This is a genomic window from Mucilaginibacter sp., from assembly GCF_041660805.1.
GTDB lineage: Bacteria > Bacteroidota > Bacteroidia > Sphingobacteriales > Sphingobacteriaceae > Mucilaginibacter.
This window is the reverse complement of the sequence record NZ_JBAZVP010000003.1, coordinates 231,979-249,829: the sequence shown is the minus strand read 5'-3', so window position 1 is coordinate 249,829 and position 17,851 is coordinate 231,979. Positions and strand designations below refer to the sequence as shown.

Here is a 17,851-nt window from a genome sequence, read left to right as displayed (position 1 = left end):
TCTATTGGTCAATTTGGAATAGAATAAAATACCCACATTACACTGTCTCATGGACAGATTGGTTGATCACCATTGGTAAGTGCCTTTGCCTGAGAAACAAAGCGCATTTTCTAATAGAAACAGATTGCTGAATGAGTATAAATTGCCAATTAAGACTAACGTGCAAATAGGTTAGACGACGATAGCTGTAAGTGAACAATTCAAAAGAGGTATTCAATAGTTTTTAAATAAATGGGTATGTAAGACTTTAATTAGCACCGTAGTATCGATAAATAAAGGCATTGCTGTGAAATTTTGACCATAACACTAAAATAAAAGTCATGAAAAAATTAATGTTTGCTATTCTACTATTCGTTGCAACACTCAGCTGTGCATCTGCGCAAAACATTCCTTCCTATTCAGCAAATGGAGTTGCTATATCGGTTAGAAATACCGGTAATAACCTGATCAGTGAACTATTTAAGGAAGACAGCATTTTTAACTTTAATATCGCTGTTGCGTCCTTTGGGCCAGGAAAAAGATTAGACTGGCATTCGCACCCGGGTTGTCAAATTCTTATTATCACCGAGGGCATAGGTTATTACCAGGAAAGAGGAAAAGCAAGGCAAATTGTTAACAAGGGAGAGATCATTAAATGTCTCCCGGGCGTGGAACACTGGCACGGCGCATCCTCTGAAAGCATGGTTACTTATATGGCAACTTACTCAACACTAAAAGGAACTACCAAGTGGCTCGAAAAAGTAAGTGATGATCAATTCAACGGCAAAAATTAATCCATAAACCAATAAACCATAAAATAATGAAAACGATTTTCACAGCATTAATCCTGCTTTTGACAGGTGTGCAGTTATCAAATGCCCAGGCAAAATTGCCAAATTCAGCCACCACGGCCACCAAAGAAGAACAGGAGATCCTGGATCTGTCCAAAACAAAATGGACCTGGATGTCTGACAAAAACGTAGAGTCATTAAATGGACTGTTTGCCGAAAACTGTGTTTTTGTTCACATGGGAGGAAGCTGGGGAAAGACCCAGGAACTGAATACCATTAAAGGCGGCATGATCTGGTATAAGAAAGCTGAGGTTTATGGGGCGTCGGTAAACATTTTCGGTAATACCGCCATTCTGTTAAATGATATTGACCTGCTTGCAGTAGTCGGTGGCAACGAGGTTACCCATGCTTTTATGGTAACCGAGGTATATATCAAAGAAAATGGGAAATGGAAGATGGGCTCCTTAACCTTTTCGACATTGCTTAGACCGGTTAAAATGAAAAGCAATAGCACTCAACCGGCACAGCCGCAACATTAATATCAATTTATAAGATATGAACCGTCGTGATATTTTGCGCCTGCCACAATTTGTTTTGGGTTTCTCAAACATTGAAGCGCCAGTTAAATAATAAAATTAAGGCTATGAATAAAGTACAGCTCCTTTGTATAATGGCAACTATTGCTTTTTGTACCATAGCAGGTTGTTCAAAGGCTCAAAAGCCTTCTGGTAACTCAACAGATGGGCCAGCTGACACTGTTGCCAACGGTAAAAAAAGGGTATTGATTGTGTATTTGTCGCGGACGAATAATACTAAAGCTGTTGCTCAAATCATACAAAAACAGGCAGGCGGAGATTTAGTGGCTTTAGAACTTGTCAATCCTTATTCCCAGAATTACCAGGCCATTGTTGCTCAGGTAGCCCGTGAGAATGAAACAGGGTTTTTACCACCGCTTAAAACGAAGATAGACAGTATTGGCAAATATGATATCGTATTTGTTGGCTTTCCAACCTGGGGCATGCAGTTACCGCCGCCGATGAAAAGCTTTTTGAAGCAATATGATCTGAGCGGAAAAACTGTCATACCTTTCAATACCAATGCCGGTTACGGCATCGGCAGCACTTTCCAAACGGTAAAAGAACTTTGCCCAAATAGTACGGTGTTGGATGGTTTTACCATCAAGGGCGGAATAGAGAGAGACGGTATCCTCTTTGTGATGGAAGGTGCTAAAGAAAGACAGGCACAGACAGAAATTCAAACATGGTTAAAAAAATTAAAAATCATTAAGTAATGAGCAGTACTTCAAAATTGATCGTTTCTGTATGCCTGGCATTGGCTGTAAACCTGGGGTCAACTGCTCGAGGTCAGCAGCAAAACACAAGTGAACCAGCTTTAACTTCCAGGCAAGAAGCCATTGTTCCTATTTCAGCATATGCCGCTAAAGGAGATCAGGTTAATTTAAAAGTTGCTTTAGCCAAAGGCCTGGAAGCAGGCCTTACCGTAAATGAAATTAAAGAAATTTTGGTGCAGTTATACGCTTATGCGGGTTTCCCGAGAAGTTTGAACGCGATCAGCACCTTCCAAACTGTTGTTAATGATAGAAAACAAATAGGAAAAATCAATATCGAGGGTAAAAAGCCCGCGAAAATAAACTTCAATGGTAATAAGTATCAGTTTGGTAAAGAAGTCCAGGCTAAGCTTACAGGGAGATCGGCCAATTCCACACAAGCTTTTGTTCCGGTAATCGATACGTTTTTAAAGGAACACCTTTTCGCTGACATTTTTGGAAGAAACAACCTGGACTATCAAAGCCGCGAGATAGCAACTATCTCCATATTAGCAACTATTGGCAATGCGGACGCTCAGTTGGGCAGTCATTTAAGTGTAGGACGGAACACCGGCCTGACTGAAGGTCAGTTGCGAGGAATCGCCGCGCAATTGTCGACAGCGATTAGCCCCGATGCAGGTAATTCAGCAACACGGTTCATAGACGCCATGTATGGTGCTAAGGGCAACGTCCTTACGTCCGCTTCAGCGCAGGTTAAAGTTTCGGAGCCGACGTTCTCAAAAGGAAACAAGGTTTCCAATGGTAATTTCACCGGTGATGTTTGGGTAAGTATGCTAACGAGTGTGGATACGGCGAACAGTACCTCTGTTGGCAATGTGACCTTCGCACCGAAAGCGCGGTCAAACTGGCACCTGCATCCTTCAGGACAAATATTGTTAATTACAGACGGTGTGGGTTATTACCAGGAAAAAGGCCAGCCTATCCGTTTGATCCGCAAGGGTGATGTCATCAAATGCGCCGCTAATGTAGCTCATTGGCATGGCGCATCGCGGGATAGTTCTATGTCACACATCGCTTTGGGGCCAAATAATGGCAAAGGTGTAGTGGTGTGGATGGAAAGAGTGACGGATGAAGAGTATGCTAAATTTAATTGATAAAAGATTTTAAGTTGACCACTGGCAAATGATAAAAATAAACCCGATATGTCACGGCGCAAATTATGGTTGGCCGGTCATTACTTACGGTATTGACTACAGTGGACAGCCAATTGGTAATGCAATCCAGCAGCAAAGCGGCTTGGAGCAGCCAGTATATTATTGGGACCCGGTGGTTTCGCCAAGCGGCATGACATTTTACCGGGGTAATCGCATTCCCGAATGGGAAAACAATTTGTTCGTCGCCGCGCTAAGCGGCATGCATATCATCAGGCTGGTTATTGAGAACAACCGGATTACCGGCGAAGAACGATTGTTGGCATCTGAAGGACAACGTTTTCGGGATATTACCCAGGGACCCGACAACGCATTATACGCGATAACTTATGGCGGTAGGTTATATCGAATCGACCGGCAATAAGATGATTTTTTATGATTTAAAATTAATTTATTTTTTGTACCTTTTGATTTATAAACCATTATATCTAAGATAATTATATAAACTATTATAAATTTATGCAAACCTCTATACAGAGGGGGCGTGTGTAAATTCTATGGCCAATATTAAAGACAGAAACACCATTAGTAAACCAATAATCAAATGGAAAAGACCAACACTAATTTTAACAGGCGTGCCTTTTTAAAAGCTTCTGCACTTGTAGGAGGCGGCCTGATGATCCAATTTAGCGCCCTTGCAAAACTTGGGCTTGTCGAAAGGGGCGTTGATGCCGGTGCTGCTGCTGAATGGAATGAGTTAACCGGTTATATCAAAATAACTGCCGATAATATCATTAAGATCATTTGCCCTAACCCGGAGTTCGGACAAAATGTAATGACTTCACTACCCATGATGGTAGCCGAAGAACTGGACGTGAACTGGAAAAAAGTAGTGGTTGAAATGGGCCCGCACGATAATACAAAATTAGGACCTCAGTTTACCGGCGGCAGTAACTCTATGAGGATGTATTGGAAGCCCCTTCGCGAAGCCGGAGCAGCAGCCCGTAATATGCTAATGCAGGCCGCAGCCCAAACCTGGAGTGTACCTATAGTAGAGGAAGTGACAACTAAGGCTGGAGTGCTTTACCATGTAAAAAGCGGTAAAACAGGCAAGTATGGCGACTTTGCATCGAAAGCGGCAGGCATTCCCGTGCCAAAAGGCGTTAAGTTAAAAGATGTCAAAAACTTCAATGTTGTCAGGCATTCACAAAAAAATGTAGAGGGGGCGAAAATCGTAAGCGGCAAGCCTTTGTTTGGGTTGGATTATAAACACGAAGGTATGCTGATTGCCATGATCCAGCATCCGCCTGCTTTTGGTATGGCACTTAAATCATTTGATGGGTCAGAAGCCTTGAAAATGCCCGGCATCAAAAATGTTTTCAGTATCAAATTATACGAAGACGGATTTGAACAGGGTGGATTTGACACACGTACATTCAATGACTTGCTGGTAGTGGTTGGCAAAACCACCTGGGAAGTGATGAATGCCCGTAAAAAGCTCATTGTGGAATGGATGCCTGCCGGCGATATCAAAGACACTATGGGAGGCAGAGGAGGAAAAAGGGAGGTTGTCGTTCCCGGGGAGCTTGAAAATACCACCACACAGCTTGAAAAGATGCGTGAGTATGCGAGTAAGCCGGCGCAACAATTAAGGAAAGACGGCGACCCTGAAACTGCGTTTAAGAATGCGGCGCAAATCATTGAACGCACTTATAACGCACCTTTCCTGGCACATAACTGCATGGAGCCGATGAATTTCTTTGCCCATGTCACAGATGAAAAAGCTTTAGTAGTAGGGCCTTTACAAGCGCCCGGCTGGACAGAGCCGACGCTTTCAAAAGTTTTAAAACTTCCTCCCGATAAGATCGAAATTCAAATGACCCGTATGGGTGGCGGATTTGGTCGTAGGGCCTATGGACATTATCTGTTAGAAGCAGCCCTGATCTCTAAAAAAGCAAAGGCACCTGTCAAACTCATCTACAGCCGCGAAGACGATACGACCTATGGTATTTATCGCCCTATGTACACGGCTACCTACCGGGCGGCTTTGGATGCTAATAAAAACCTGATCGCCTTTCACGTTAAAGGCGGCGGCATTCCTGAACACGCCATTCATGCAAACAGATTTCCGGCCGGTGCGGTCGATAATTACCTTGCGGAAGGCTGGCAGATCCCATCCAATATTACAATCGGTGCGTTTAGGGCCCCGAGGTCTAACTTTAATGCGGCCGCTGAACAATCTTTCCTGGATGAATTAGCTGAAGCAATGGGCAAAGACCCGATAGACTTTAGGTTGGAGCTGTTAAAAAGAGCAAAAGAAAACCCTGTAGGTAAAAACAATGAATATGATGCCGACAGGTACGCCGGCGTGTTGAAATTAGTTAAAGAAAAATCGGGTTGGAATGGCCCGGAGCAGAAAAAATATAGCCGTGGCGTTGCCGCTTATTTCTGCCATAATTCTTATGCGGCCCATGTAGTGGATATGACTACCAAAGAAGGGCAACCTTATGTTGAAAGAGTATTTAGCGCTATCGATTGCGGAATAGTTATAAACCCGGATGCAGCAACGAATATGGTACAGGGTGCGGTTGTTGACGGAATTGGAAATTCCTTATATGGCGGATTGACACATAAAAACGGTGTCGTGGAAGAAAATAATTTCCATAAGTACAGGATCATCCGTATGAACGAAGCACCTAAAAAAGTAGAGGTCCATTTTGTGCAGAATGATATCGATCCTACCGGATTAGGTGAGCCGCCATTTCCCCCTGTATTTGGCGCGGTGGCTAACGCGCTGTATAAGGCATCCGGCCGGCGTTTCTATCAGCAGCCCTATTCTTCACCGCAGCCTGAGATACCTGCCGTTTAATTCATTGATTTTTTTTCAACCATAATATTTTAATTATGATCACACTAAACATTAATAAGAAAACCTACAAAGTTGATGCAAACCCTGATACGCCGCTGCTGTGGGTACTAAGGGATATCATTGGTCTTGTGGGGACAAAGTATGGCTGCGGAGTGGCACAATGCGGTGCATGTGTAGTACATTTGAACGGTGAAGCTGTTCGCTCCTGCGTTACAAAAGTAAGCCGTGCCGAAGGAAAAAAAGTAGTAACTATAGAAGGCCTGTCTGCAACTAACGCCCACCCGTTACAAAAGGCTTGGCTGGAGTTAGATGTGTCTCAATGCGGTTACTGCCAGGCCGGGCAGATCATGTCGGCTGCTGTGCTGCTCAAGGAAAATAAAAAACCTACAGACCAGGATATTGATAACGCCATGGCGGGCAACATTTGCCGCTGCGGTACTTATCTGCGCATACGTGAAGCCATTCATTTAGCGTCAGAACTGCAAGGGAAGGAGACCTCAGGGAAATGAAAAAGAGATCCCTTGCTGTAATAGGCACTTTGCTGATCATGGTTGCCATAATGGCTTTTAGCCTGGATACTTCAAAAACAATCGCCCCCTTAGTTGTAGTTAAAAAAGATAGTTTAGCTTCTGTAACGGCTTTCAAACAAGTGTATACTGTACTAATGAGCGCCCGTTGTATGAATTGCCATCCTTCCGGAGATGTGCCACTTCAAGGAGACGATAGCCATTTGCATACTATGTTTCCCAAGAGAGGTGTAGAGGGTAAAGGTTTATATGCGATGAAATGTTCCAACTGCCATCAGCCGACAAATGTAGCGGGGTTGAATAAACCTCCAGGGAATCCTAATTGGCATCTGCCTCCTGCAAATATGAAAATGGTTTTCCAGGGAAGGACTTCAAATCAGTTGGCCAAACAGTTAGTGAACCCTAAGACAAACGGACATAAAACATTGCAGCAGTTAATAGAACATGCGGACGATGGATTAGTCAAGGCAGGATGGAACCCCGGTGAGGGGCGAACACTTCCACCGATGAGCCATGCAGCGTTTAAGAAAGCATGGATCACTTGGATCAAAAACGGAGCTTATGCTCCCGAATCCAAATAAAAAAGAGGAAGCTAAAACTTTCTCTTCTGAATGTTGGTTTTTGCACTCAGTGTCATTAGCCTAATACTGCGTCCAATGCAACGAAAAAAAGCCTGTAAATTATTGATTTACAGGCTTTTTTTCTTTTAGTGGTAAATGAGATCTATCAAGTTTCGTATAAATCAATTTTCATATTACATCCCGGCAGAAACTTCTTCATTGAAATTTATATTCACGCTGTTGGCATCCGCGTGGTGTTATTATCCTTATACGTTTGACAACAGTATCGATACTCATCTTTATAAACGCTAAGGGAGGCAAAGGACAGCGTTGCGGTGCTGGCAGGGTGATATTACTGCCTTTTGCGCTATCGTGACGAAGATCACGCTTTAAAGTGCCGGCCGTCAGTGCATATTAACTTACTTCAATTTAATTTTACAATAGCTCTTTAAACCATCCCAGTTTGGTGCTGACGAGCGTGCATTAAGATATAAATTATGAAAAAGTTAAGTGCCGCGTTTGACGGATTGAAATTTTCTGAAGGGACGATGAAGTATGCAATCAGGATGGCAGCTGACAACAATGCCCTGTTAACCGGTGTTTTTCTGGAAAGCTTTCTGTATCATAGCTTTCACCTTTTTGATATGGTTGGCAGCCAGGGCGTATCCAAAGTAAAATTGAGGCACTTGCTGGAAAAGGACAGGGAGACACGCCGGAATGCTGCCGCCCGGTTCCGGGAGCAGTGCCAGCAAATTGAGGTGGAATGTGCAATTCACCATGACAAGGTTTTTGCGCTTGATGATCTGGTCAAAGAAAGCATTTACAGCGATCTTTTGCTCATTGGTGCCCATGAGACCGTCAATAACGCTAAAGAAGCTCCCCCGACAGCATTTATTTGCGACCTCCTTGCCGAAGCGCAATGCCCGGTAATGGTAGTTCCGCAGAAGTACACCGATATTCAGAAAGTGATTCTCCTCTACGATGGTAGCCCTTCTTCTGTATATGCGGTAAAAATGTTCAACTATCTTCTGCCTTTTCTCCGCGAACTGGAAACAGAGGTTATTTATGTATCACAAGATGAGACCCAGCAGGAGCTGCCGGAAAAACAGTTGATAAGGGAATTTATCCGTTGCCACTATCCGAAAGCGCAGTATAAGATTCTTTTTGGAAATCCTGAAACGGAAATTATTTCGTATCTGAAAAAAGCTGAATTGAATACTTTAGTCGTCCTGGGTGCTTACCAGCGGGGCGTAGTTTCCAGATGGTTCAAAAGCAGTATGGCGGATAAACTAATGCAGGAAGAACTCTCCATTCCATTATTCATTGCCCATTACCGATAACGAGATAAAGGCATGAACAATGCAAAGTTTATAACAATTCTGGTGTTGCTGACGGTATCAGGATATGGCACTTCAAAAATTACGAGCGTATGGAAAGCATCTATAGTGAACCAGCTGGCTTCTGATAAAATATCAGATCCCGGAAGGCAAGGCCCGTGCCAGCGCAAAAAAATGTAAAATTCTCCTCAACCCGAAAATACCGTTCATCCCTGATTATGGAAAAATTGCTTAAAAAAATTACCGGCAAATACAATGTTGCCGTTCCGCGCTATACCAGCTACCCGACCATGCCGTATTGGGACAATCAGACCTTTAACGAAGGTGTATGGAAAGATTCCGTTAGAATGTCTTTCGACGAAAGCAACCAGGCTTCCGGTATCAGTTTGTATATTCACCTGCCTTTTTGTGAAAATTTGTGCACCTATTGCGGCTGCAATACGAGGATCACCAAGAACCACAGCGTAGAGGAACCCTATATTGCTGCTGTGTTACAAGAATGGCGTGCTTACCGTAACCTGTTTGGCGAAATACCCGTTATACGGGAGATCCACCTGGGCGGCGGCACCCCCACGTTCTTCAGCGCAAACAACCTGCACCGGTTAATTGATGGCCTGCTTGAGGGCGTGCATATTCATGAAAAAGCGGAATTTAGCTTTGAAGCGCACCCGGCCAATACCACCAGAGATCATTTACAGACTTTGTTTGACCTCGGTTTCCGGCGGTTGAGCCTGGGCATCCAGGACTTTGACCCCAGGGTGCAGTTCATTATCAACCGGCAGCAAAGCTTTGAACAGGTGCTGGAGGTAACGCTCCAGGCCCGTCAGATTGGCTACACATCGGTTAACTACGATCTGATTTACGGGCTTCCGCTCCAAAGCCTCGAGGGGTTGGTCAATACCATGAACATTGTCGGTGGCCTGAATCCCGACCGGATCGCTTTTTACAGCTATGCGCATGTGCCCTGGATCAAACCCGGACAGCGCCGTTTTACTGAGGCTGACCTACCCGCCCCCGAATTAAAGGCCAAGCTGCACAAGATTGGCAGGAGCCTGCTAACCAGCTACGGCTATATGGAGATCGGTATGGACCATTTTGCCCTGCCCGGGGATGAATTGCTTGAAGCAGCACAGTCAGGAGAACTTCACCGGAACTTTATGGGTTACACCCAGGAGCACACCCAGCTCCTGATCGGCCTCGGCGTTTCTTCCATCGGCGATTCCTGGTATGGTTTTGCACAAAATGTAAAAACGGTGGAAGAATACCTGGCACTGACCAATGCCGGTGGATTTGCCCTGATGAAGGGCCACTTGCTGAGCGAAGCGGACCTGGTGCTGCGCAGGCATATCCTGGACATTATGTGTAAAGGTCAAACGCAATGGAACCGCTACCCGGAAGCAGTGGAGGAGGAGGGGGTGGCCAGGCTACAGGCGCTGGCAGAAGATGGGCTGGTCGAGCTCAGCCGGTCCGGACTTAAGGTCACACCGCTTGGTAAGTATTTTCTCCGCAATATCTGCATGTGTCTGGATGCCCGTTTGTGGGCCGCGCAGCCTACTACGCAATTATTCAGCATGGCCGTTTAAACGGCAAAGGCAATGGCTACAGCAGTTGTGCACGCTGTAACCACTGCCTTTAATATTGGGGTAAGTAACTGGGAATCATTATGGCTTTCAACCAGCTGCAGGTGTTCCCTGCCTGCGGCAATAAATTTCCCCCTGCATTCTATAGCAATCTCATGAAGCGTTTCAGGGTTGAGCGATCTCCAGTACGACCCGTCCATCGATCAGGCCTTTTTTCATATCGTCGAAAATCTGGTTGATTTCCTCCAGCTTTGCGGAATGGACGATAGCCTTTACTTTTCCTTCTACGGCAAAAGCAATGGCTTCCTGCATATCTTTACGCGTGCCGACGATAGATCCCCGTACTGTGTACCTGTTCAGAACCGTCTCAAATATTGATAAGTCAAAATTTCCTTTGGGTAACCCGTTCAGGGCGATCGTACCCTTACGGCGAAGGGCGGAAATGCCCTGCTGGAAAGCGATAGGTGACACGGCCGTTACCAATACACCATGCATACCCCCGGTCTCCTTTTGCAAAAGGCGCCCGGGTCTGTTTGGCTGGCATTCACGACCAGGTCTGCACCAAGCCTGGTGGCCAGGGCCAGTTTATCATCTGCAATATCGATCGCGGCCACATGCATCCCCATTGCCTTCGCATACTGGACAGCCAGGTGGCCCAGGCCGCCGACTCCGGAGATGGCGACCCATTCGCCGGGCTTCGTTTCGGTTTCTTTTAAACCTTTATACACGGTCACTCCGGCACAAATGATCGGCGCCATTTCGGTAAAATTGATCCCTTCGGGGAAACGTGCTACGTACCTGGGATCGGCCAGTACATATTCTGCAAATCCGCCGTCAACACTATAGCCGCCATTTTGCTGCGTCCCGCAAAGAGTTTCCCAGCCGGTAATGCAAAATTCACAGCAGCCACAGGCACTGTGCAGCCACGGAACACCTACGATATCGCCTTCTTTAAGGTCCTTCACATCGCTGCCCAAAGCAGCTACAAAGCCAATGGCTTCATGGCCAGGAATAAGGGGTAGCCGGGGTTTTACCGGCCAGTCGCCATTGCAGGCATGCAGGTCGGTATGGCAAACGCCGCAGGCGATCACCTTTACGAGAATCTGGTTAGCAAGGGGCATTTTTACTGCCACTTTTTCAATTTGTAACGGTGCGCCGAATTCACGGATCACTGCCGCTTTCATTTTTTTGGGTATCATGCCGATCGTATTAAAAATGCGTTAACTGAAAAGGGTACAGGTGAGCAGCATCAGCAGGTGAATAAGGATACTGGATGCGAAAAGCCATAGCAGCGTTTTAATTCCTGCGCCCCCCATGCCCGCAATGATATTGGCAAAGAAAAGGGTCAGTGTAACCGCCAGCACGGCCACCGGGGCATTGTAATAATAGATAAGTACGGCGGGTTCCGGCAGAAAGAATACGCCCTGCACGACCAGAGACACCATAAACCAAACCGTTTTGCTTTTAGACTGGTTTTCCATGAAAGCGGTCCATTTATTGGTCAGGCTGTTTGAACCGGATCTTGCTGCCGCTTTGTCGTTCCATCCGGCAGATGCTGTTATTGTTGACATAATTGTGTTGTTTAATGATGATACAAATATGGCCGGATCCGGCTTAGCCAGGTATGATGAAGAGCATTGGTATAGGTGACATCAGTCATTTATATTCCTATTTAAATATAAACCTAACCCCAGGGGAACTTTAAGAAATATTAATCTCCGCTTATCAACAAATGCTATTGATTATGGCAAACCTAATGCGCCTGAAAATTACAGTATTGAACTTTCCACCAATAAAATTATCGACACCGATATTACGTTTGGGGAACTGATCGAAAACAGCTTTTCGGGAATTGCGTTTTTTAATAAAGAACTTCAAACGATATACCGAACTCTATCTGCAGAACGTATAAGCGACTGGCATTACCGATAAAAGCCGAAAAGCCGATTATGAATTACCCGACCTGCAACGGGGCTAATGGCAAATGGCGACACCATTTTTTTGTTTCGCCGGGCTCAGGTATGGAATATCCAGGCTCAGGCCGCGAAGCAGGAACCAGCAGCCCAGGGCAATCATCAGGTAGGGCATCCCTTTGTTGATCTGCCGGCGAAAAACCGGCCCGATATAACCGGAACCTATCGTGGCGATTAGCATAAGCGGAAATGTGCCTGCGCCAAACCAGAACATATATTGGGCCGAAGCGACAGGGGAGGAAGTGTTGACCGCCCCGACAAGGGCAAGGTAAACAAAGCCGCAGGGCAGGAATCCATTCAGCACGCCAACAACCAGGTGCCCCGCCCGGTGGTTCAGCGCATAGTGAATCGTTTTGTGAACGGGTCCTAACAATAACGGCATGAACCGGCTTTGGCTGAATTTTATTTTGAATATTCTTGAAAAGCCCGCTACAATGATCAGCAGCCCGCTGATGATACTGACACTTTGCTGCAGGCCGGCCAGCCAGAGCTGTTTGCCCAGCAAGCCGATCAGGAACCCCAGGAGCGTATAGCTGATGACCCTGCCGGCATTGTAGATCAATTTGTCAGCAATCACCATCCACCACCGGCTATGGAAGGACGGGATAGCGAACGCCAGCGGGCCGCACATGCCGATACAATGAACGCTTCCAAATAAGCCGATATAAAAAGCGATCTGATTGGCCGACATCACAGTGCTACCTCCTTTTCATACAAATAATTCTTGCTCCCGCTTTCCCATTCCAGCAGGATACGCCAGCGTCCCCTGGCCAGGGAACCCACCGGCAACAGAGCGGTTTTCTCTGCGCCGGTCTGGATATTAAAGGTCTTGTCCATCGCTGCACTCGAGGGGCGGATGAATTTGGCGGTACCTTTCGCCGGTCCCGTGAAAGCAATTGTTACTTCCGCGCCAGTGACCCGGATCTGTGGTTGTGCCTGGTCTGCCAGCACCTGCCGTTCTTTGGCGTAGTCCTGGTTAAAACTCAGGCCTTTTTCGTAATACTGATGATCGTACTCATCTTTTGGCATCCGGAACATATAGATACACATGCTTAAAATAAACAGCATGAAAATGATCATTCCGGCAATAATTCCTTTTCCCCAGTTCATAATTTTAATCGTTTACAGGACCTACAAAAGAGGTGCTGATAGTTTGTTTAAGTTGATGCCCGGTATAAAGCTGCAAGCGTACATCTGTCTTGGCGGTATGTATATGTGATGCCGGTATCATGATAAAGAACATGACTTTTACCATTCCTCCCTTAGCCACCTTACCCGGTGCCTGAATGTATTTGATCTTTATGGCCGGATCGTCCGGCCGGATCAGGATATCCCTGTTTTCATTGGTTTTATTGATGATCTCGGCATTGTAGATATTGCTGATGTAACCCCCGGGCTGTTCCTGATAAAGCATTCCCGCGCCCCTCATGACGGTCATTTCCATATCGCTACGGCTAAAAATAAAATAGCACAGCACACCGATCATTATCGTAATGACCGCCGCATAGCTTTTCATCCGCAGAGTGAAGGAGGGTTTCTCTTTCACGCGGATCATATTTTCGGAATAATAGCCGATGAGGTTTTTGGGTTTATGGATCTTTTCCATTACCTCATCGCAAACATCTATACAGGCGGTACAGTTCACGCATTCTATTTGTGTACCGTTGCGGATATCAATTCCCGTCGGGCAAACCGAAACGCACAGGCCGCAGTCCACGCAGTCACCTTTCAGATCGAAGGGATCGGCAGTTTTCTGCAGTTTCCCTCGAGGTTCACCCCGCACGTCATTATAAGCAACAACCAGCGTATGCTCATCGATCAGTACACTTTGTAACCGGCCGTAGGGGCAGATCACGGTACAAACCAGTTCCCTGACCTGGCTGTAAACCAAATAGAACACGGCAGTGAATAGCCAGATACTGGCAAAGCCTATCCAATGCAGGGCGATCGGTTCGGTGATGATCTTCAGCAGGTTTTCGCTGCCGATCAAATAAGCAAGGAAGGTATTGGCAATTAAAAAAGAGACCAGGATAAAAAGCACATGCTTGCCGGCTTTCTTAACGACCTTAGCATTTGTCCAGGGGCCGGCATCCAGTTTTTTGCGCTTGTTGGCATCACCTTCGATCCATTCCTCGATCTTCCGGAAAACCATTTCCATGAAAACCGTTTGGGGGCAGATCCAGCCGCAGAACATACGGCCAAAAGCGATCGTGAACAAGACCACACAAACCAGGAATACCAGCGAGGCCAGCATAAAGAGGAAAATATCCTGGGGCCAGAAAACCTGGCCCAGGATCACAAAGTGCCGCTCCATAAAATTGAGCAGCAAAAGCGGCTCCCCGCCAATGCGGATAAACGGACCCGCAAAAAAGAAAGCCAGGTAAACGTAACTGATGGCCGAACGCCATTTATAATAAATGCCTTTACGCAGGAGCGGATACATCCATTTTCGTTCACCCGTTTCCCTTGCCGTCAGTAGTCCACTCATGATACGTTTATTTTGAGGCCAGTTTATTGTCCGTTTGCACTTCTTTATCACCCTGCGGCGCTTTAGGGTTTGCAGGCTTGCTGCCTTTCAATGATTCGACGTAATTGGACACATCTGAGATCTGCTTGGGCGATAATTGTTTTTCCCAGGTCGGCATTCCTTTAGCCGCTATTCCATACTTGATCGTTTTAAACAGATCGTTGATCTTGTGGCCATGCAGCCAGTATTCGTCTGTTAGATTAGGCCCTACACTACCTTCGCCATTGGCACCATGGCAGGCCGTACAATTTTGAGTGAAAATAGCTTTGCCGGAAGTTAGCGTTGCAGCATCGCTAACCAGCTTCACCGTTGTTTCATCCACACGGTTGGCGGCTTTGCTTAAGTATATCTTTTTAGCAATATCGGCTTGTGCCAGTTCGGTTTTGTATTCGTCATACTGCAATTGCCCAACGCCGAAAACATGGTATATGAGCATATAGCAAAGGCCAAAGGCAATGGTGCCATAAAAATGCCACATAAACCAGGCAGGTGTCGGGTTATCCAGTTCCTGGATGCCGTCATAGTCATGTTCGATCAGGATGCTTTTTTCTTCAGACATAGGTTTAAGAGAAAGCAGTTTAATCCATACATCTTCTTTCTTTGTCTTTTTTTCTTTTTTGACCGGCTCCATGGCTGCTGTGATCTCCGCATGGGTATAACCCTGCAGACGCAGAATTACACGCGCCATCGTTTTAAAGGCCCTTAACAGCACTAAGAACACGACAACGAACAGCAGCAGCATCGATATAATAGCACCGTAGCCGATATAATTTTTCATTTCTCCGCTGATCATACTGTCGCTTTGCGCGCTTGCGGTTTGGATAAACGTAATTAAAGCCGGAATAATTAATAGCTTGTTCATGATCAGGAAAGATTTGATGATTGGATTTCGTCTCCGTCACGCAGCGGTAAACCACTCATGTGCTCTATATGGGTCTTGCGCAGGCGAACCAGCATAATGGTCACTACGATGAAAAAGACAAGGAATATCCCCAGTGAAAAAAGCAGGTAACCCTGATGGCCTGATATATTTTCGGTGAATTGTTTAAACATGGTCGTAATTATTTTTGGGCGGTTTTGTTAGCTTTAATATCCATTCCCAGTCGCTGTATATAAGCGATAATGGCAATGATCTCTTTATCCTTTTTAACTTTGATGTGATCGGCATGCAGGTTATCAGCTATCTCTTCTGCCTGTTTATCCAGATCGTTATTGGCTGTCTTATCGTAACCTTCCGGGTAAGGAACCCCCAGTGTGCGCATCCCCCTGATCTTGGCCGCGGTAGATGAGGTGTCCAGCTTTTGGGTAAGCAGCCAGCCATATTCAGGCATGATACTTCCCGGCGACATCAGACGCGGGTCCATCAGGTGATTATAGTGCCAGGCATTGCCATATTTTCCGCCTTCACGGGCCAGGTCCGGCCCGGTACGTTTTGAGCCCCAAAGGAACGGGTGATCATAAACAAACTCACCTGCCTTACTGTATTCTCCGTAACGTTCGGTTTCCGAACGGAAAGGCCTTACCGTTTGCGTGTGACAGTTGGAACAGCCTTCACGGATATAGACATCTCTGCCCTGAAGCTCCAGCGGGGTATAGGGTTTTACGCTCGCGATGGTTGGTATGTTTGATGAAATGGTTAATGTAGGCATCAATTCAATAAAACTGCCTATAAGGATCACCAATAAGGCCAGGATCATGAGTTGTACCGGTTTACGCTCCAGCGTTCTGTGCCATGAGGCCTCTTTCACAACAATATGTGCCGGTTCCAGTGGCATGGCCTGAGCGCTTTCGTTGGCTACCAGGCTCCCCTGTTTCATGGTACGGAACAGGTTATAGGCCATCACAATTACCCCTAACAGGTAAATGGCACCACCTACGGAGCGCATCACGTGCATAGGTAGGATTTGTAGAGTGGTTTCCAGAAAGTTCGGATATTTGAGCATGCCGTCGGCGTTAAACTCCTTCAGCATCAGGCTTTGGGTAAAGCCGGCCCAGTACATTGGTACCGCATAGAAAATGATACCCAGCGTACCAGCCCAGAAATGGAAGGCAGCCAGTTTTTTAGAGAATAATTCGGTCTTATAAATACGCGGGATCAGCCAGTACAGAATAGCAAAAGTTAGAAAACCGTTCCAGCCTAAAGCGCCAACGTGCACGTGGGCAACTATCCAGTCGCTGAAGTGGGCAATACCGTTCACTTGTTTAAGCGATAGCAGGGGGCCTTCAAATGTGGCCATACCGTAAGCCGTTAAGCCTACCACCATAAACTTCAGAACAACGTCGTCACGCACCTTATCCCAGGCGCCACGCAACGTTAACAGGCCGTTGATCATACCGCCCCAGCTGGGTGCGATCAGCATGATCGAGAAGGCTACGCCCAATGACTGTGCCCAGTCCGGTAAAGTAGTATATAACAAGTGATGAGGGCCTGCCCAGATATAGATAAAAATGAGCGCCCAAAAGTGCAGGATACTTAATTTATAGGAATAGATGGGGCGGTTAGCCATTTTAGGCAGGAAGTAATACATCATACCCAGGTAAGGCGTAGTCAGGAAGAATGCAACCGCGTTATGCCCGTACCACCATTGTACGAGGGCATCCTGAACGCCTGCGTAAACCATATAGCTTTTAAAACCCGATACCGGTAATTCTACAGAATTAACGATATGCAGTACCGCGATGGTCACAAACGTGGCAATGTAAAACCAGATAGCTACATACAAATGTCGTTCGCGGCGCTTAAAAATGGTACCGAACATGTTCCAGCCAAATACTACCCAAATAATAGTAATGGCAATGTCTATTGGCCACTCCAGCTCCGCATATTCATGAGAAGTGGTTAAGCCCAGGGGCAAGGTGATCACCGCTGAAAAAATAATGAGCTGCCAGCCCCAAAAATGAATATTGCTTAGCAAATCGCTAAACATCCGGGCCTTCAGCAAACGTTGAAGCGAATAATAAACGCCCATAAAAATGGCATTGCCCACGAAGGCGAAAATGACCGCATTGGTATGCAGCGGACGGATACGGCCAAACGTGGTGAACTGGTTGTGCATATTAGCACCCGGATGGTATAATTGTATAGCTGCGATTAAGCCTACGGTCATACCAATAATGCCCCAGATCACGGTGGCTATACCGAAGTTGCGGACGATCTTGTTGTCATAGTAAAAATTTTCAGGCTGCATAAAAATGTGTTGCTATTTATGGGTGTAAAACTATCCCGGCCGCGCGGGTTACAGAATGATGACAAACGGCTATAAATGTGA

The 17,851-nt window shown here is 46.1% G+C and carries 21 protein-coding genes; 11 read left to right on the top strand and 10 right to left on the bottom strand.

The window, feature by feature from the left end; translation table 11 throughout:
- The first annotated feature begins 320 nt into the window (after positions 1-320).
- From WC743_RS06505 to hemN, 11 genes are all read left to right on the top strand, one after another.
- Entirely contained in the window at positions 321-773 is a 453-nt protein-coding gene (locus WC743_RS06505; protein ID WP_373011060.1) for a cupin domain-containing protein, read from the top strand.
- A 26-nt stretch (positions 774-799) separates the two neighbouring features.
- Positions 800-1,309, top strand: coding sequence for a nuclear transport factor 2 family protein (locus tag WC743_RS06500; protein WP_373011059.1), 510 nt, complete (start codon positions 800-802; stop codon positions 1,307-1,309).
- Between the two features lie 104 nt (positions 1,310-1,413).
- Positions 1,414-2,061 (top strand): flavodoxin, encoded by a 648-nt coding sequence (locus WC743_RS06495; protein ID WP_373011058.1) that lies wholly within the window; start codon positions 1,414-1,416, stop codon positions 2,059-2,061.
- Complete coding sequence (locus WC743_RS06490) at positions 2,061-3,212, top strand: carboxymuconolactone decarboxylase family protein (protein WP_373011056.1); 1,152 nt, start codon at positions 2,061-2,063, stop codon at positions 3,210-3,212. The genes WC743_RS06495 and WC743_RS06490 overlap by 1 nt, the downstream gene beginning before the upstream one ends.
- Before the next feature lie 28 nt (positions 3,213-3,240).
- Positions 3,241-3,633, top strand: a complete 393-nt coding sequence (locus WC743_RS06485) for a PQQ-dependent sugar dehydrogenase (RefSeq protein WP_373011055.1) — start codon at positions 3,241-3,243, stop codon at positions 3,631-3,633.
- 180 nt (positions 3,634-3,813) lie between these two features.
- The gene (locus tag WC743_RS06480; RefSeq protein WP_373011053.1) at positions 3,814-6,078 is read left to right on the top strand and encodes a molybdopterin cofactor-binding domain-containing protein; all 2,265 of its coding nucleotides are present in this window, start codon (positions 3,814-3,816) and stop codon (positions 6,076-6,078) included.
- A gap of 35 nt (positions 6,079-6,113) precedes the next feature.
- Positions 6,114-6,587: a (2Fe-2S)-binding protein gene (locus tag WC743_RS06475; protein ID WP_373011052.1), complete on the top strand. Its 474-nt coding sequence runs from the start codon at positions 6,114-6,116 to the stop codon at positions 6,585-6,587.
- Positions 6,584-7,186, top strand: coding sequence for a hypothetical protein (locus WC743_RS06470; protein WP_373011051.1), 603 nt, complete (start codon positions 6,584-6,586; stop codon positions 7,184-7,186). Before WC743_RS06475 ends, WC743_RS06470 begins: the two co-directional genes overlap by 4 nt.
- 476 nt (positions 7,187-7,662) lie before the next feature.
- Positions 7,663-8,505 carry a universal stress protein gene (locus WC743_RS06465; protein WP_373011050.1) on the top strand — a complete coding sequence of 281 codons (843 nt, stop codon included), beginning with the start codon at positions 7,663-7,665 and terminating at the stop codon, positions 8,503-8,505.
- A gap of 12 nt (positions 8,506-8,517) precedes the next feature.
- Positions 8,518-8,682 carry a hypothetical protein gene (locus WC743_RS06460; protein WP_373011049.1) on the top strand — a complete coding sequence of 55 codons (165 nt, stop codon included), beginning with the start codon at positions 8,518-8,520 and terminating at the stop codon, positions 8,680-8,682.
- A 38-nt stretch (positions 8,683-8,720) separates the two neighbouring features.
- A complete protein-coding gene (gene hemN / locus WC743_RS06455; RefSeq protein WP_373011048.1) occupies positions 8,721-10,085 on the top strand; it encodes an oxygen-independent coproporphyrinogen III oxidase in 1,365 nt (454 codons plus the stop codon).
- On the opposite strand, the gene WC743_RS06450 is transcribed toward hemN, so the two are convergent.
- The 10 genes from WC743_RS06450 to ccoN form a co-directional block, all read right to left on the bottom strand.
- Positions 10,082-10,282, bottom strand: a complete 201-nt coding sequence (locus tag WC743_RS06450) for a hypothetical protein (RefSeq protein ID WP_373011047.1) — start codon at positions 10,280-10,282, stop codon at positions 10,082-10,084. The two genes, hemN and WC743_RS06450, sit on opposite strands and share 4 nt — an antisense overlap.
- A complete protein-coding gene (locus WC743_RS06445) occupies positions 10,248-10,553 on the bottom strand; it encodes a zinc-binding dehydrogenase (protein ID WP_373011046.1) in 306 nt (101 codons plus the stop codon). Before WC743_RS06445 ends, WC743_RS06450 begins: the two co-directional genes overlap by 35 nt.
- 5 nt (positions 10,554-10,558) lie before the next feature.
- The gene (locus WC743_RS06440; protein WP_373011045.1) at positions 10,559-11,281 is read right to left on the bottom strand and encodes a zinc-dependent alcohol dehydrogenase; all 723 of its coding nucleotides are present in this window, start codon (positions 11,279-11,281) and stop codon (positions 10,559-10,561) included.
- A 21-nt stretch (positions 11,282-11,302) separates the two neighbouring features.
- Complete coding sequence (locus WC743_RS06435) at positions 11,303-11,653, bottom strand: hypothetical protein (RefSeq protein ID WP_373011044.1); 351 nt, start codon at positions 11,651-11,653, stop codon at positions 11,303-11,305.
- 403 nt (positions 11,654-12,056) lie between these two features.
- Positions 12,057-12,746 carry a sulfite exporter TauE/SafE family protein gene (locus WC743_RS06430; protein ID WP_373011043.1) on the bottom strand — a complete coding sequence of 230 codons (690 nt, stop codon included), beginning with the start codon at positions 12,744-12,746 and terminating at the stop codon, positions 12,057-12,059.
- Positions 12,746-13,165: a FixH family protein gene (locus WC743_RS06425; protein ID WP_373011042.1), complete on the bottom strand. Its 420-nt coding sequence runs from the start codon at positions 13,163-13,165 to the stop codon at positions 12,746-12,748. Before WC743_RS06425 ends, WC743_RS06430 begins: the two co-directional genes overlap by 1 nt.
- Before the next feature lie 4 nt (positions 13,166-13,169).
- Complete coding sequence (ccoG, locus tag WC743_RS06420) at positions 13,170-14,543, bottom strand: cytochrome c oxidase accessory protein CcoG (protein ID WP_373011041.1); 1,374 nt, start codon at positions 14,541-14,543, stop codon at positions 13,170-13,172.
- 7 nt (positions 14,544-14,550) lie between these two features.
- Positions 14,551-15,444: a cbb3-type cytochrome c oxidase N-terminal domain-containing protein gene (locus WC743_RS06415; RefSeq protein WP_373011039.1), complete on the bottom strand. Its 894-nt coding sequence runs from the start codon at positions 15,442-15,444 to the stop codon at positions 14,551-14,553.
- A 2-nt stretch (positions 15,445-15,446) separates the two neighbouring features.
- Positions 15,447-15,635 (bottom strand): hypothetical protein, encoded by a 189-nt coding sequence (locus WC743_RS06410; protein ID WP_373011038.1) that lies wholly within the window; start codon positions 15,633-15,635, stop codon positions 15,447-15,449.
- 8 nt (positions 15,636-15,643) lie between these two features.
- On the bottom strand, positions 15,644-17,770 hold the full coding sequence (gene ccoN, locus WC743_RS06405) for a cytochrome-c oxidase, cbb3-type subunit I (RefSeq protein WP_373011037.1): 2,127 nt from the start codon (positions 17,768-17,770) through the stop codon (positions 15,644-15,646).
- Between the last annotated feature and the right edge of the window lie 81 nt (positions 17,771-17,851).